Here is a 14,495-nt window from a genome sequence, read left to right on the forward strand (position 1 = left end):
GGCTCACACCCTGAAGGTTACCCGGAGGTTCCTGACGGCTGCTTATCGTCGTCGGGGTGCGCACGCCTCCTACTCGCCCACCGCATGATCGGGGTGTCCCGTGTTCGTCTCCCTCGCCGTCACGACTGTGGTCATGGCGGCCCTGCTTCTGGTCTCGGCCACCGCCAAGTCCTTGCGGACGCGCCACATCACCGAGCAGATGTCCACCCTCGGTGTGCCACAGAGCCTGATGGGGTTCCTGACAGCCGCCCAGATCGCGGGCGCGGCCGGTGCGGTCGCCGGACTTCGCTGGGGGCCCGTCGGAATCGCCGCCGCGATCGGCCTGACGCTCTACTTCGCCGGGGCCGTCGTCTTCCACCTGCGCGTCGGCGACCACAAGGGCTCGCTTCCGGCGGCGAGCCTCGCCGTGGCCTCCGTCGCCCTGATCGTGCTGCGTGCCGCCACCCTCTGAACCGCCGCGCCGGGCCACGCCGCCTCGCCTTTCGGGGACCGTACGGGAGTGACCCGGCGTATCGCGGGCAGCCGGAACGACGGCCGACCGCCCGCCCCGTCCTCGGCACCCGCCGGGGCAGCGGGCCCCCAGCCCCCGCTCTCCGGAAGGTGATCCATGACCAGCAGCACGCTCGACGCCGCGCCCTCCGGCAACGGCGAGACCGAGGGGAACGGGCAGGGGCGGATCGACCCCGCGCTCTCCGCCGAGCGGGTCCAGCGCCTCAGACGGAGGCTGGAACGGCTCATCGGGATCGCCGCGACCGAGGGCAACGCGCTCCTCCCGCTGCGGAACGGCGACGAGATATTCGGCGCGATGCTCGGGGCGATACGGGACGCCGAGCACACCGTGGACATGATGACCTTCGTGTACTGGCGCGGGGACATCGCCGAGAAGTTCGCCGAGGCGCTCTCCGAACGCGCACGGGCCGGGGTCCGGGTGCGGCTTCTGCTCGACGGGTTCGGCAGCCGGCTCATCGAGAAGGACCAACTGGCGATGATGAGCGAGGCGGGCGTGCACGTCGCCTGGTTCCGCAAGCCGCTCTACCTCTCGCCGCTCAAGCAGAACCACCGCTGCCACCGCAAGGTCCTCGTCGTGGACGAGCGCACCGCCTTCACCGGCGGGGTCGGGATAGCCGAGGAGTGGTGCGGCGACGCGCGCGACGAACACGAGTGGCGGGACACCCACGTGCGGCTGCGCGGCCCCGCAGTCGACGGCCTCGCCGCCGCGTTCGCGCAGAACTGGGCCGAGTGCCACCCGGAACTCTTCGACGCCGAAGACCGGTTCGTGCCCGGCGCCCAGGAGGGCGACTCGATCGTGCAGGTGGTACGCGGCTCCGCCAGTTTCGGCTGGCAGGACATGCAGACCCTGATCCGGGTCGTCCTCGAATCCGCTGAGGAACGCGTCCGCCTCACCACCGCGTACTTCGCGCCCGACGCGTACTTCACCGAGCTGCTCTGCGCCGCCTCCCGGCGCGGTGTCGAGGTCGAGATCCTGCTCCCCGGCCCGCACACCGACAAGCGGGTCTGTCAGCTCGCCGGGCAGCGGTACTACGAGGACCTGACCGCGTGCGGTGTGAAGATCCACCAGTACCAGCCGACGATGATGCACACCAAGACCCTCACCGTGGACCGGGTCGCCGCCCTCATCGGCTCCACCAACTTCAACCGGCGCTCCCTCGACCACGACGAGGAGGTGATGCTCGCGGTGCTGGACCCCGAGTTCACCGCCGTGCTCGACGGCCACTTCGAGCAGGACCGCGTGCGGAGCGAACTGATCGACGGCCGCCGCTGGCGCCGCCGCTCGATGATGCAGCGGGCCCGCGAGGCGTCGGTGTACCCGATCCGCCGGTTTCTCTGATCCCCCGGTTTCTCTGATCCCTGCCCCAGGTGTGGCACGGTCCGCGCGGGGCAGACGGAAGGCCCCAGCCGCCGTACGCCCGGGGCCGCCGCCCGCCCCCGGGACGTACGTCACCTGAAGGGAGTGGCCCATGAGCGCGTTCGCCGACACTTCACGGGAAACGACGGCGGCGGTGATCACCGAACCCCTGCCCGATCTCCAGCTCCAGTTGCTGATCCAGCTTCTCGACCGCGAACTCCGTTCCAGCCTGCCGCTTACCCTCACCATCGCCGGAGGCGTCCTGCACGGGGACGTCATCGGGCACGAGGAGTGGAAGGCCGAATGGGCGCGGAGCCTGCGCCAGGTGGAGGGCGAGGGGGCGAACCTCCTCGCCGAGTTCCCCGAGTCCGTCGACCAGGGACTCAGCGAGTTCGGGGCCGAGGAGGATCCGGGGCTGCCCCGCTGGATCCACCTGCGGGACGTCACCCTCAGCGTCGGCGGGGTGAGCCCGGTGCTGCTGCCGCTCTGGCGCGGCCGGCTCTCCGACGTGTCGGGGTGGGCACTGGGCCGGCCGCAGTAGGGGAATCGATCCCGCGCCCATGCCGAAGGCCCGGCGGATCGGGTGATCCGCCGGGCCTTCGTACGCCAGGTGCCGTCAGGCGCCGGTGACCGTCAGAGGCGTTCGGGCGTCCGGATGCCCAGCAGTTCCATGCCCGTGTGCAGGGTGCGGGCGGTCAGCTCCACGAGGAAGAGCCGGTTCTCGACGACCTCGGGGGCGTTGTCGTCGCTGAGCACCTGGCACTGGTCGTAGAACGTCGTCAGGTGCGACGCCAGCTGGTAGAGGTACGCGGCCAGCTTGTGGGGCTCGTACCCTGCCGCGGCCTCGTCCAGCGTCTCGCCGAACCGGTCCAGGTGCAGGCCGAGCGCCCGCTCCGCCGGGGCCAGCTCCAGCTCCGGGTGGGCGACGGGCTTCGCGTCCCCGGCCTTGCGCAGGATCGAGCGGATACGGGCGTAGGCGTACTGGAGGTAGACCGAGGTGTCGCCGTTGAGCGAGACCATCTGGTCCAGGTCGAACTTGTAGTCGCGCACGGCGGACGTGGACAGGTCGGCGTACTTCACCGCGCCGACGCCGACGTACCGGCCGTTCTCGACGATCTCCTCCTCGGACAGGCCCACCTTCTCGGCCTTCTCCCGCACCACGGCCGTCGCCCGGGAGACCGCCTCGTCCAGGAGGTCCTCCAGCCGGACCGTGACGCCCTCACGGGTCTTGAACGGCTTGCCGTCCTTGCCGAGGACCGTGCCGAAGGCCAGCTGGTGCGCCGTGACGTCCTCGCTCAGCCAGCCGGCCCGGCGGGCGGTCTCGAAGACCATCTTGAAGTGCAGCGACTGCCGGGCGTCCACGACGTACAGCAGGGTGTTCGCCTTGAGGTTCTGCACCCGGTCGCGGATCGCGGAGAGGTCGGTCGCCGCGTAGCCGTAGCCGCCGTTGGTCTTCTTGACGATCAGCGGGACCTGGTTGCCGTCCGGGCCCTTCACGTCCTCGAAGAAGACGCAGAGCGCACCCTCGGAGCGCACGGCGACACCGGTCTCCTCCAGGATGCGGCAGGTCTCCTCCAGCATGTCGTTGTAGCCCGACTCGCCGACGATGTCCGGGTCGGAGATCTCCATGTCGAGCTTGTCGAAGACGGAGTAGAAGTAGACCTTCGACTCGTCCACGAACCGCTGCCACATGGCGAGCGTCTCCGGGTCACCCGCCTGGAGCGCGACCACCCGGTCCCGGGCGCGGGCCTTGAACTCCTCGTCGGAGTCGAAGAGCGCGCGGGACGCCTTGTAGAGCCGGTTCAGCGAGGACATCGCGGCCTCGCCCGCGGACTCCGCGTCGGTGCCCACGGTGTCGTGGCCCAGCTGGTCCGGGTGCTCCACGAGGTACTGGATGAGCATGCCGAACTGGGTGCCCCAGTCGCCGATGTGGTGGCGCCGGACCACGGACTCGCCGGTGAACTCCAGGATGCGCACCATCGCGTCACCGATGACCGCCGACCGCAGGTGGCCGACGTGCATCTCCTTGGCGACGTTCGGCTGGGCGTAGTCGATGACCGTGGTGCCCGCGTCCGCGTCGGTCGGCACACCGAGGCGGCCCTCGGCGTCGGCGGCCCGCGCGGCCAGCGTCGTGAGGATCGCCCGGTCGGTGAGGGTGACGTTCAGGAAGCCGGGGCCGGAGACCTCGATCTCCTTGATCAGCTCACCCGCCGGGATGGCGGCCGTGACCTGCGACGCCAGCTCGCGGGGGTTGCCCTTGAGCTTCTTGGCCAGCGCGAGGATGCCGTTGGCCTGGAAGTCGGCCCGGTCGCTTCGTCGCAGCAGCGGGTCGGCGGCGCCGGCGTCCGGCAGAGCTGCCGTCAGGGCGTCCGCCAGCTGCTGCTGGAGCGTGGAAGCGAGGGAAGGGACCGAGGCCATGTGCCGGCTGCCGTTTCCGTAGGGGGTAATGGGTTTCCCCAAGTATCCCACGGGCCGTGGGCACGTTCGCAAAGCCATTTGAGTCGCCCTCGCAAAGCCATTTTCGCGCTCCGCCCCGTACCTGGGAGAATGACAGGGCCCCCGAAAGATTCCTGTACGAGAGAAGGGCGTGCCGACCGTGGCCGAGAGTCAGACAAGCACCGAGACCGACTGGGTCTCCCGCTTCGCGGACGATGTCATCGCCGAATCGGAGCGTCGCGCGCCTGGCAAACCGGTCGTCGTCGCGTCCGGCCTGTCCCCGTCCGGCCCGATCCACCTCGGCAACCTCCGCGAGGTCATGACCCCGCACCTGGTCGCCGACGAGATCCGCCGTCGCGGGTACGAGGTCCGCCACCTGATCTCGTGGGACGACTACGACCGGTACCGCAAGGTCCCGAACGGCGTCCCCGGCATCGACGCGTCCTGGGCCGAGCACATCGGCAAGCCGCTGACCTCGGTGCCCGCCCCGGCCGGGTCCGCGCACCCGAACTGGGCCGAGCACTTCAAGGCCGCCATGACCGAGGCGCTGGCCGAGCTGGGCGTCGAGTACGACCCGATCAGCCAGACCGAGCAGTACACCGCCGGTGTCTACCGCGAGCAGATCCTGCACGCGATGAAGCACCGCGCCGACATCGACGCCGTCCTCGACCGGTACCGGACCAAGAAGGACCCGGCTGCCGCGGGCAAGGGCAAGCAGCAGCAGAAGAAGGTCGACGAGGCCGAGCTGGAGGCCGCCGAGGGCTCCGGCGCCGCCGACGAGGACGACGGCAGCGGCAGCTCCGCCGGGTACTTCCCGTACAAGCCGTACTGCGGCAACTGCGGCAAGGACCTCACCGTCGTCACCTCCTACGACGACGACACCACCGAGCTGAACTACACCTGCTCGGAGTGCGGCTTCGCCGAGACCGTGCGGCTCAACGAGTTCAACCGCGGCAAGCTGGTCTGGAAGGTCGACTGGCCGATGCGCTGGGCGTACGAGGGCGTGATCTTCGAGCCCAGCGGCGTGGACCACTCCTCGCCGGGCTCGTCGTTCGTCGTCGGCGGCCAGATCGTCCGCGAGATCTTCGACGGCGTCCAGCCGATCGGCCCGATGTACGCGTTCGTCGGGATCTCCGGCATGGCGAAGATGTCCTCCTCCAAGGGCGGGGTGCCGACCCCGGCCGACGCCCTGAAGATCATGGAGGCGCCGCTGCTGCGCTGGCTGTACGCCCGCCGCAGGCCCAACCAGTCCTTCAAGATCGCCTTCGATCAGGAGATCAACCGGCTCTACGACGAGTGGGACTCCCTGGAGCGCAAGGTCGCCGAGGGCACCGCGCTGCCGGCCGACCTCGCCGCCCACGGGCGCGCCGTCCGCACGGCCGCCGGTGAGCTGCCGAGCACCCCGCGCCCGCTGCCGTACCGCACGCTGGCCTCCGTCGCCGACATCACCGCCGGCGCCGACGACCAGACGCTGCGCATCCTCAGCGAGCTCGACCCCCAGAACCCGCTCACCTCGCTCGACGCGGTGCGCCCCCGCCTCGACCGCGCCGAGAACTGGATCACCACCCAGGTCCCGGCCGAGGCCCGCACGGTCGTCCGCACCGAGCCCGACGCCGAGCTCCTCGGTTCGCTGGACGAGCAGGGGCGCGAGTCGCTGCGCCTGCTGCTGGAGGGCCTGGACGACCACTGGTCGCTGGACGGGCTCACCACGCTCGTCTACGGCGTGCCGAAGGTGCTCGCGGGTCTGGAGCCGGACGCCAAGCCGACGCCCGAACTCAAGGTGGCCCAGCGGTCGTTCTTCGCCCTGCTCTACCGCCTGCTCGTGAGCCGGGACACCGGCCCGCGCCTGCCCACCCTGCTCCTCGCCGTCGGCGCGGACCGGGTGCGGGTGCTGCTGGGGGCGTAATCGCCCGCGGTACGACGGAAGGGGCCGCAGTCCGGAGTGATCCGGGCTGCGGCCCCTTTTCCCCACGGGGCGGCGGGCGCTCTTCCCGTTGACACGGTGATCACCACAGGCGTTCTCTGCGGCGGAGAGCGGACCGCCCGCACGGTGCGACGCTCGGGAAACGGCGTCGAAGACGCCGGGGAGACGGGGTTCGCATGTGGCAGGGCTGGTTCGCGCTGATCGTCGGATCGGGGCTGTCGGTGGCGGCGATCCCTTACCTGACCGGCCGGAAGACGGCCGGTTTCCGCCGTCCCCGGGTGGACGGCTGGGCGGTGCTGACAGCAGGTGCCGGCCTGTTCTTCAGCGCGCTGCTGGACATCGTCGAGGTGGGCGGCGCCGCGCTGCTTCCTCCGGCTTGCCTCGTCCTCCTGGGGCTGCTGCTCCTCGCCCGCAGCGGACCGGTCAGCCGGTTCACCCGGCACCGGGTGTGACGGCCGGCAGGCTTCGAGCCGCGGAAGGGATGCGACGGGCCTGTCGGCTCAGGCGATGTGGTCGGCCGCGAGCTCCGCGTCGTAGCGCTGCTTGAACTCCGGCATCAGGCGGCGCAACAGGGCGCCGCTGCGCGGGTGGTGGACGTTCTGGCCGTCGGCGAGGTGGATGGAGAGAACGTCGATGCTGGGGTAGCCGCTGTTCGTCGCGACGAACGTCCGGAAGACCTGGTACGCGATCTCGGCGTACTCGGCGTCCTCGGCGCTGTCCGCGGTGGCGGCGATCCCCGCGCCACCCGCGTTCCCGGCCTCGGCGGTGGCCCGGGAGGCCCGCTCGGCCTCCCGCACGGTCTCCTCGGCCTCCTGGACGGCCTCCCGCGCGCCCTCGTCGGCGTCCGACGGCTGCTGGGCCTCGCGCGGGTGCGGGACGGCGCCTATGGTGCCCACGTTGCCGAGCGGGCGGGTCCGGCCGCCCGCGCCCGAGGGCACCTGGGTGGGCGTGCGCTCGAATTCCTCGTAAAAGGGGTCGTAGCCGCCCTGGTACTCCTGGTCGGACGGCTGTCCCGCGAACCACGGGCTGCCCTGCGCGTCCGGGTCGGGGTCCACCGGTGCCCAGTCGCCGCGCTCCTGCTGCTGGATGTCCTGCGGGTACGGCCCCTGCGGGTACGGGTCCTGGGGGTAGGCGTCCGGCGGCACGTCGTCCGGGGCGTACCCGTCCTTGGCGTACCCGCCCCGTGCGCGGCCGTCCCGCTGCCCGGGCAGGACCGCGCGCGGCGGGAGGTCCCGCTGCTGGGGGTGGGGCGCCGCGGCCTGCCGCCGGTCGAGGTCCTGGGCGTGCTCCGTGCCGTCGTACGGGGTCAGTTCGGGCTTCGGCGCGGGCGGCAGCAGCACGGGTTCGATCCCGGCCGCCGCCAGTCCGGCCGGGGCGGTCTCGGCGAGCGGTACGCCGTACTTGGCGAGCCGCAGCGGCATCAGGGCCTCGATCGGGGCCTTGCGCCGCCAGGTCCGGCCGAAACGGGCCTGAAGGCGGGCCTGGTAGATCAGCCGGTCCTGTTCGAGCTTGATGACCTGTTCGTAACTGCGCAGCTCCCAGAGCTTCATGCGCCGCCACAGCTTGAACGTGGGCACGGGGGAGAGCAGCCAGCGCGTGAGGCGCACGCCCTCCATGTGCTTGTCGGCGGTGATGTCGGCGATCCGGCCCACCGCGTGGCGGGCGGCCTCGACGGCGACGACGAAGAGGATCGGGATCACCGCGTGCATGCCGGTGCCGAGCGGATCGGGCCAGGCGGCGGCGCCGTTGAACGCGATGGTCGCGGCCGTCAGCAGCCACGCCGTCTGGCGCAGCAGCGGGAACGGGATGCGCATCCACGTCAGCAGCAGGTCCAGCGCCAGCAGCACGCAGATGCCCGCGTCGATGCCGATCGGGAAGACCAGGGAGAAGTTTCCGAAGCCCTTCTCCAGGGCGAGTTCGCGCACGGCTGCGTAGGAGCCCGCGAAACCGATCGCGGCGATGACCACCGCTCCGGCGACGACGAGCCCGATGAGTACCCGGTGCGTGCGTGTGAGCTGCATCGCGGCCACCCGCGATCCCCTCCCCGACCTCTGTTCTCCGTCCGGCTTCTGTCATCCGGCGGGGCCCAGCCTGGCACATGTGTACGAGTCGTGATGCGCGGGGAGGCCGGGAGGGCCGCCCGCGGGGGTGTCCGAGGGGAGTCCTCGATTCCGCAAAGAGGGCTCTGGGCTGGGACGTTGGCCCAGGGGCGATTTTCGGTCACGACTTGGGAGCGGCCGGGGGGAACGGCTGTTCGCGGTCCTACGCTGTCCTCGCGGCAGGGGCTTCAGCAGCCCCCTCGCCGCCCCTCGCGGCCGGCTTCGGCCCCTACGAGCAGACCTGGTGATGCCCCATGACCCCGGACGTGGTCTCCGTACGCCCCGGTATCCGCCTCACGCTGATGCCCGCCGCCTTCCTTCTCGCGGCTGCCGCCCTCAGGGCGTTCGCGGACGGCGGGGCGTTCGAATGGTGGGTTTTCGGCGTCATGGCGGCGCTCTTCCTGGCCGCACTCGTGGCCGTCCGCTTCGCATGCGCCGTCACCGTCACTCCCGGCACCGTCACCGTGCGGCTGCCCCTGCGGACCGTCTCCTTCGACCTCGGACAACTGCGTTCGGTGTCCGGCGGGCGTCCGCCGGGCAAGAAGCGTGGCGTGGAGGCGTTGAGGTTCGAGGGGCTGGACGGGACCCGCGCCTCCATCGCCATGGTGGCCGTCTCCCTGGCCGACCGCCGGCGCCTGGTCGCCGCCCTGACGGAGCGTACGACGCCGGACGTGGTGAGGTGGGACGCGCCGATGCGCGAGATGCTCGCCGAGGCCCCGGAGACACCTGCGGGGCCCGGCCCTGAGAAAGCGGCCGGACCCCGGAGTGAGGCTGATCGGACGTCCTGATCGGCGGACGCCGTCCGGGCGTCAGGACTTCTTCGTCGCCTTGGGTGTCGCCTTCGCGGTGGCGCCCGAGTCCGAGTCCGAGTCCGTGTCCGAGTCGGCACCGGAGTCCGGGGCGGCGCTCTTGCTGCTGCTCGTCTTCGGGCTGTCGCTCTCGTCGCCGCTGCTCTTGCTGCTGCTCGTCTTCGGACTGGAGCTGGTGGTGGCGCTCGGGCTCGCCGACTTCTCGGACGCGGAGCCGCCGCCCGTACCGCCGACGGCCGCCACGACCTCCTTCGCCGCGGTCTCCGCGCCGGCCAGGATGTCCGCGGCGGACGGGGCCTTGGCGCCCGCGTAGCCGGTGCCGTTGTAGTTCACCGAGACGACGACGTTGGCCGTACGCACGACGATCGCCGCGTAGGTGAAGTCCTCGCTCGTCTTGTTCACGGTGTACGTGACCGCGGTGGCCTGGTCGCCGATGCCGGAGACGGGTGCGGTTTCGAGCTTCTTCGCGCCCTCGGCCGCCTGCGCCTTGGTGACCGACTTGGTGTAGTCGGCGGTCGCACGGTCGGCGCCGCTGCCGATCGACGCGTCGGAGTCGTACCGGACGAGGCCGATGTCCAGCCAGTGGTACACGGAGCCCTTGACGCCCTTGTCGTCCAGGCCGTTCCAGGAGCAGCTGCCCCGGGCGTCGTCGTCGGAGGACTTGCCCACGGTGCCGCCGGCCTTCTTCGCGGACGGGACGAGCTTCTTGACCGTCTTCGCGGAGATCGCCTTGCACGGGTCGGGCAGCCCGGCGAACTTCGCCGGCTCCACGGTGGGGGTCGGGGAGGCCGAAGCCTCGGAGCTCGACGAGCCGGAGGTGGTGGAGCCGGTGCTCTTCTCCTTCGCGTCGTCGCCGGAGTCCGACGAGCAGCCGGCGGCGACGAGCATCACCGGGACGGCGGCGCAGAGGAGTATGCGGGACAGTCGCGGGGCTGATCGGTGCATGGTTCCTTCACTCGGACGGGACGGGACGGCACGGGGCGACGATCGCGGTCGTTCCCGAGGCCGGACGGGCGGTGCGGGTGCGTGTTCCGGAGAGCCACCGTACGACGGACGCGGAATCCGCGTGGCCGCGGCGGCCGGCCGCGACGGTCCCGCGCGGGGGCCCGCCGGCGCCTGCGGAAGCGGCCTATTCGCTGATGGTCTCGTCCAGCCCGCGGGCCAGTGCCTGGGCCTTCTCCTGGAGTTCCGCGCTCTCGGGCACCTCGGCGGCGTCGGTCACCTGCTCGGCGTACCGGACGCTGACGACCACGTTCGATGTGCGGAAGACCACGCTGACGGTGCGGCGCTGCGCTGCGGAACCTCCGCTTTCGAGGGAATCGTCCAGGAAAGCGGCATTTCCGATGTTGTTCAGTGTCCGGGGCGCGAGGTCCTCGGAAGCCCCGTCGTCGCCCCCGGTGTCGTTCCCGGTCGGGTTCAGCGACGCGGGCGTGGTCGGCGAGGTCGAGCCCTGCGGCGACACGCCCTCTCCGGTGGAGGGGGAGGCGGTCGCGGACGGGCTCGCGGAGTCGTCCGCCGAGGGGGAGGAGGCGGGCAGGCCGGCCGCCTCCGCCTTCTTCCCGTACACCGTGGAGGCGCTGTCCTCGTCGCTCACCGTGGGGTCGTAGGAGACGACCCGCTCGAAGTCGACCACCAGGGTCCGGGTGGAGTCCGCGGTGCGCGCCTGCCAGGTGCAGCCCGCCTTGCGGTCGGTGTCGTACGTGACCGACGCCCGGCCCTCGTACGCCACCTCCCGCTGTTCCTCCGAGAGGTCGGCCAGGCCCGGCAGGAGTTGCTTGAGCGTGCCGGTGCTCACGGACCGGCAGGCCTCCGGCAGCGTTTGGTACTTGCCGGGGGGCGCGACCGAGACGGTGGGGCTGCCGGGCTTCGCGTCGGTGGTGGCGTCCTCGGTGCCCGAGCCCCCGGTGCAGCCGGCGACGAGCGCCGCGAGAAGCGCGATGCCCGGAACGTACGCCATGGGTCGCAAGGTCCCAGGCCCCCTTCGATACGAAAACGAGTTGCCGCGCGACGGCGGCCGATGGACACAATGTGTATCGCACGTGCGGCTGTGAATGCCGGTCGGCCGAGATGTTTGCCGACCTTGGCACCGGTTTTGCGCTTTAAGTCTTTTGGGGCCTTTCGGGCCACTTCTACTGTCTTTCCTGTCAGGTCCTGTCGGGGGAAAACGAGGATTCATGTCGTACGTGGAGATGCCGGGCGCGCAGGTACCGATCCGGATGTGGACCGACCCCGCGTCGGTCGAGGACGTCGCGATGCAGCAGTTGCGGAACGTCGCCACCCTGCCGTGGATCAAGGGGCTCGCCGTGATGCCCGACGTCCACTTCGGTAAGGGGGCGACGGTCGGCTCGGTGATCGCCATGCACGGCGCGGTCTGCCCCGCCGCCGTCGGCGTGGACATCGGCTGCGGGATGTCCGCCGTGAAGACCTCCCTGACCGCGAACGACCTGCCCGGCGACCTCTCCCGGCTGCGCTCGCGCATCGAGGAGGCCATCCCGGTCGGACGCGGCATGCACGAGGAGCTGGTGGACCCGGCCTCACTGCCCGGGGTGGGAGCCGCGGGCTGGGACGACTTCTGGACCCGGTTCGGCGGGATCGCCGACGAGGTCAAGTTCCGCCAGCAGCGGGCGGTGCGGCAGATGGGCACCCTCGGCGGCGGCAACCACTTCATCGAGTTCTGCCTCGACGAGGCCGACTCGGTCTGGCTGATGCTGCACTCCGGCTCGCGCAACATCGGCAACGAGCTGGCCGACCACCACATCGGCATCGCCCAGAGCCTTCCGCACAACCAGGGCCTGATCGACCGCGACCTCGCGGTCTTCGTCGCGGACACCCCGCAGATGGCCGCCTACCGCAACGACCTGTTCTGGGCGCAGGAGTACGCCAAGTTCAACCGCGCCGTCATGATGGGCCTCTTCCAGGACGTGGTCCGCAAGGAGTTCCGCAAGGCGAAGGTCACCTTTGACCCGGTCATCTCCTGCCACCACAACTACGTGTCCGAGGAGCGGTACGACGGCATGGACCTGCTGGTCACCCGGAAGGGAGCGATCCGGGCGGGCTCCGGCGAGTTCGGGATCATCCCCGGGTCCATGGGCACCGGCTCGTACATCGTGAAGGGCCTCGGCAACGAGAAGTCCTTCAACTCCGCCTCGCACGGCGCGGGCCGGCGGATGAGCCGGATGGCCGCGAAGCGCCGCTTCACCACCAAGGACCTGGAGGAGCAGACGCGGGGCGTCGAGTGCCGCAAGGACTCGGGCGTGGTGGACGAGATCCCGGGGGCCTACAAGCCCATCGAGAAGGTCATCGACCAGCAGCGCGACCTGGTCGAGGTCGTCGCCAAGCTGAAGCAGCTGGTCTGCGTGAAGGGCTGAGACGGGAAGCGCGCCCACGGGCCTGGCCGGTGGGCGCGCGGCCGTCGCTCAGAGCGTGCGGTGCACCTTGGTGTTGGACGCCTGGGCGCGCGGGCGCACGACGAGCAGGTCGATGTTGACGTGGCTGGGGCGCGTCACGGCCCAGCCGACGGCGTCGGCCACGTCCTCGGCGGTGAGCGGCGCGTCGACGCCCGCGTACACCTTGGCGGCCTTCTCCGCGTCGCCCCGGAAGCGGTTGGTGGCGAACTCGTCGGTCTTCACCATGCCGGGCGCGATCTCGATCACCCGCACCGGCGTACCGACGATCTCCAGCCGCAGGGTCTCGGCGAGCACGTGCTCGCCGTGCTTGGCCGCGACGTAGCCCGCGCCGCCCTCGTACGTCCCGTGGCCCGCCGTCGAGGTCAGCACCACGATCGTGCCGTCGCCGCTCGCCGTGAGGGCGGGCAGCAGGGCCTGGGTGATGTTCAGGGTGCCCAGGACGTTCGTCTCGAACATCTGGCGCCAGTCCGCCGGGTCGCCGGTGGCGACCGGGTCCGCGCCGAGCGCGCCGCCCGCGTTGTTCACCAGCACGGCGAGAGCCTTGAAGGCGGTGGCGAACTCGTCCACCGCCGCGCGGTCCGTCACGTCCAGGGCGTACGCGGTGGCCTGGTGGCCCGCCGCGTTGATCTCCTCGGCCAGCGCCTCGACGCGGTCCTTGCGCCGGGCGGTGAGCACCACGCGGTAACCCTCGGCGGCGAGCCGGCGGGCGGTCGCGGCACCGATGCCGCTGCTCGCGCCGGTGATGACGGCGATGGGGGTGGCGGCCATGACGAACTCCCTCGGACAGGTGACCGGTACGGGGCCAGGATAGGCAGAGCCGTGCCCCGGGTTCCGGCCGGATCTGGCCGGAACGCAGGCCTCCGGCCTCAGCCGGCGCCCGGCGCGCCGAACTCGCGCACCGCGTCCGCGACCACCGTCTCCAGATGGCCGTGGTGCGCGCCCCGCCAGTAGACCCGCTCGCACACCGTGCACTGCGCGAACACGTCGTACGCCGCCTGCGTACCCTGCTCCAGCCGGTCGGCCACCGCCTCCTTGTCCGCCTCCCGCAGCGGCCCGTTGCACGCGGTGCACCGCGACCACGGCGCCAGCACCGGCGCGAAGCGCCCCAGCACGTCCCGGAGCTGCTCCGCGGGCCGGTCGCTGTAGACGTACGCCCCCGCCCAGAGCTCCCGCCTCCGCAGCAGCCCGCGGTCCCGCGAGAGCATCACGCGCCGCTCGCGCGCGGAGAGTGCCGCCAGCGCGGGGTCCCCGATGTCCTCGCTCTCGTACGCCGCGTCGACCCCGAGCAGCCGCAACCGCCGGGCCAGCGTGCCCAGATGGACGTCCAGCAGGAACCGCAACGGCGCCCCCGCCACCCGCTGCGGACGCTCCACCGCGCGTACGGCCACGTGCTCCCCGGTACGCGGGACGTGCGACACCGGCACCACCGCCCCGTCCACCACCAGCGCCCCCACTTCGGTGAGCGGCACGCCGAGCGACTCCACGACGTGCCCGAGGGTCGACACTCCGTCCGTCGCCAGCGCGGTCACCCCCTGACGCCGTTCGTGCGCGACGAACAGCCGCAGTTCGGAGGTCACTTCGACGGTGATCCGCTGCTTGGCCGCGGAGGGCTGGGTCGCGGCGGGCTCGGGCGCGGGATGCTCGGTCACGCGCCCAGGATGTCACCGGGGCGGTGCGGGTGGCGAGGCGATTACGGGCGGGGCGGGCGCCGGGGCCGGGGAGCCGGGGGCCGTGTAGAGCGGGCCGAACGCGGCGTACGCGTCGGCGAGGATCTCCTCGGCCGTGACCAGCGTCCGCTCCTCGGCGAGGCGGAGCGCCTGGCGGGTGTACGGGGAGGGCGGGGCGGGGTGGGGGCGGCGCCCCCCCCACGCGCCCCCCGCGGACGCGCCCCCCGCGCGGACCCGGGCGGGGGCGGGCACGGGCGGCCACACAAAGCCCCCCGCGGGACCACCA

The 14,495-nt window shown here is 71.6% G+C and carries 14 protein-coding genes; 7 read left to right on the forward strand and 7 right to left on the reverse strand.

All coding sequences use genetic code 11. The features are described from left to right. The first annotated feature begins 100 nt into the window (after positions 1-100). The 3 genes from ACFWEP_RS03090 to ACFWEP_RS03100 all read left to right on the forward strand — a co-directional run bounded on the left by ACFWEP_RS03090 (position 101) and on the right by ACFWEP_RS03100 (position 2,408). A complete protein-coding gene (locus tag ACFWEP_RS03090) occupies positions 101-451 on the forward strand; it encodes a DoxX family protein (protein WP_387364629.1) in 351 nt (116 codons plus the stop codon). A 156-nt stretch (positions 452-607) separates the two neighbouring features. Next, the gene (locus ACFWEP_RS03095; RefSeq protein ID WP_387364632.1) at positions 608-1,849 is read left to right on the forward strand and encodes a phosphatidylserine/phosphatidylglycerophosphate/cardiolipin synthase family protein; all 1,242 of its coding nucleotides are present in this window, start codon (positions 608-610) and stop codon (positions 1,847-1,849) included. A 130-nt stretch (positions 1,850-1,979) separates the two neighbouring features. Continuing rightward, on the forward strand, positions 1,980-2,408 hold the full coding sequence (locus tag ACFWEP_RS03100) for a hypothetical protein (protein ID WP_328720103.1): 429 nt from the start codon (positions 1,980-1,982) through the stop codon (positions 2,406-2,408). A gap of 92 nt (positions 2,409-2,500) precedes the next feature. Here the strand turns inward: ACFWEP_RS03100 and argS are convergent, their stop codons facing one another. Next, positions 2,501-4,285, reverse strand: coding sequence for an arginine--tRNA ligase (argS, locus tag ACFWEP_RS03105; RefSeq protein WP_387364635.1), 1,785 nt, complete (start codon positions 4,283-4,285; stop codon positions 2,501-2,503). Between the two features lie 169 nt (positions 4,286-4,454). Here argS and lysS point away from each other — a divergent pair, with 169 nt between their 5' ends. Next, positions 4,455-6,209 (forward strand): lysine--tRNA ligase, encoded by a 1,755-nt coding sequence (gene lysS / locus ACFWEP_RS03110; protein WP_387364638.1) that lies wholly within the window; start codon positions 4,455-4,457, stop codon positions 6,207-6,209. Between the two features lie 194 nt (positions 6,210-6,403). Then, the gene (locus ACFWEP_RS03115) at positions 6,404-6,679 is read left to right on the forward strand and encodes a hypothetical protein (RefSeq protein ID WP_387364641.1); all 276 of its coding nucleotides are present in this window, start codon (positions 6,404-6,406) and stop codon (positions 6,677-6,679) included. Between the two features lie 48 nt (positions 6,680-6,727). On the opposite strand, the gene ACFWEP_RS03120 is transcribed toward ACFWEP_RS03115, so the two are convergent. After that, entirely contained in the window at positions 6,728-8,248 is a 1,521-nt protein-coding gene (locus tag ACFWEP_RS03120; RefSeq protein ID WP_387364644.1) for a DUF2637 domain-containing protein, read from the reverse strand. Positions 8,249-8,580: 332 nt separating this feature from the next. On the opposite strand from ACFWEP_RS03120, the gene ACFWEP_RS03125 reads away from it, so the two are divergent. After that, complete coding sequence (locus ACFWEP_RS03125) at positions 8,581-9,114, forward strand: hypothetical protein (protein ID WP_387364647.1); 534 nt, start codon at positions 8,581-8,583, stop codon at positions 9,112-9,114. Positions 9,115-9,135: 21 nt separating this feature from the next. Here the strand turns inward: ACFWEP_RS03125 and ACFWEP_RS03130 are convergent, their stop codons facing one another. After that, positions 9,136-10,080: a DUF3558 domain-containing protein gene (locus ACFWEP_RS03130; protein WP_387364650.1), complete on the reverse strand. Its 945-nt coding sequence runs from the start codon at positions 10,078-10,080 to the stop codon at positions 9,136-9,138. 184 nt (positions 10,081-10,264) lie between these two features. Then, the gene (locus ACFWEP_RS03135; protein ID WP_387364653.1) at positions 10,265-11,092 is read right to left on the reverse strand and encodes a DUF3558 domain-containing protein; all 828 of its coding nucleotides are present in this window, start codon (positions 11,090-11,092) and stop codon (positions 10,265-10,267) included. Between the two features lie 217 nt (positions 11,093-11,309). Here ACFWEP_RS03135 and ACFWEP_RS03140 point away from each other — a divergent pair, with 217 nt between their 5' ends. Further along, positions 11,310-12,503 (forward strand): RtcB family protein, encoded by a 1,194-nt coding sequence (locus ACFWEP_RS03140; RefSeq protein ID WP_387364656.1) that lies wholly within the window; start codon positions 11,310-11,312, stop codon positions 12,501-12,503. A gap of 48 nt (positions 12,504-12,551) precedes the next feature. Here ACFWEP_RS03140 and ACFWEP_RS03145 read toward each other — a convergent pair whose 3' ends face one another. From ACFWEP_RS03145 to ACFWEP_RS03155, 3 genes are all read right to left on the reverse strand, one after another. Further along, positions 12,552-13,310, reverse strand: a complete 759-nt coding sequence (locus ACFWEP_RS03145) for an SDR family NAD(P)-dependent oxidoreductase (protein ID WP_387364659.1) — start codon at positions 13,308-13,310, stop codon at positions 12,552-12,554. Between the two features lie 98 nt (positions 13,311-13,408). Continuing rightward, positions 13,409-14,191 carry a Mut7-C RNAse domain-containing protein gene (locus ACFWEP_RS03150; RefSeq protein WP_387364662.1) on the reverse strand — a complete coding sequence of 261 codons (783 nt, stop codon included), beginning with the start codon at positions 14,189-14,191 and terminating at the stop codon, positions 13,409-13,411. A 12-nt stretch (positions 14,192-14,203) separates the two neighbouring features. Continuing rightward, on the reverse strand, positions 14,204-14,495 hold a 292-nt coding region (locus ACFWEP_RS03155), incomplete at its 5' end, for a hypothetical protein (protein ID WP_387364665.1).

Source organism: Streptomyces sp. NPDC060198 (genome assembly GCF_042728415.1).
Classification (GTDB): Bacteria; Actinomycetota; Actinomycetes; order Streptomycetales; family Streptomycetaceae; genus Streptomyces.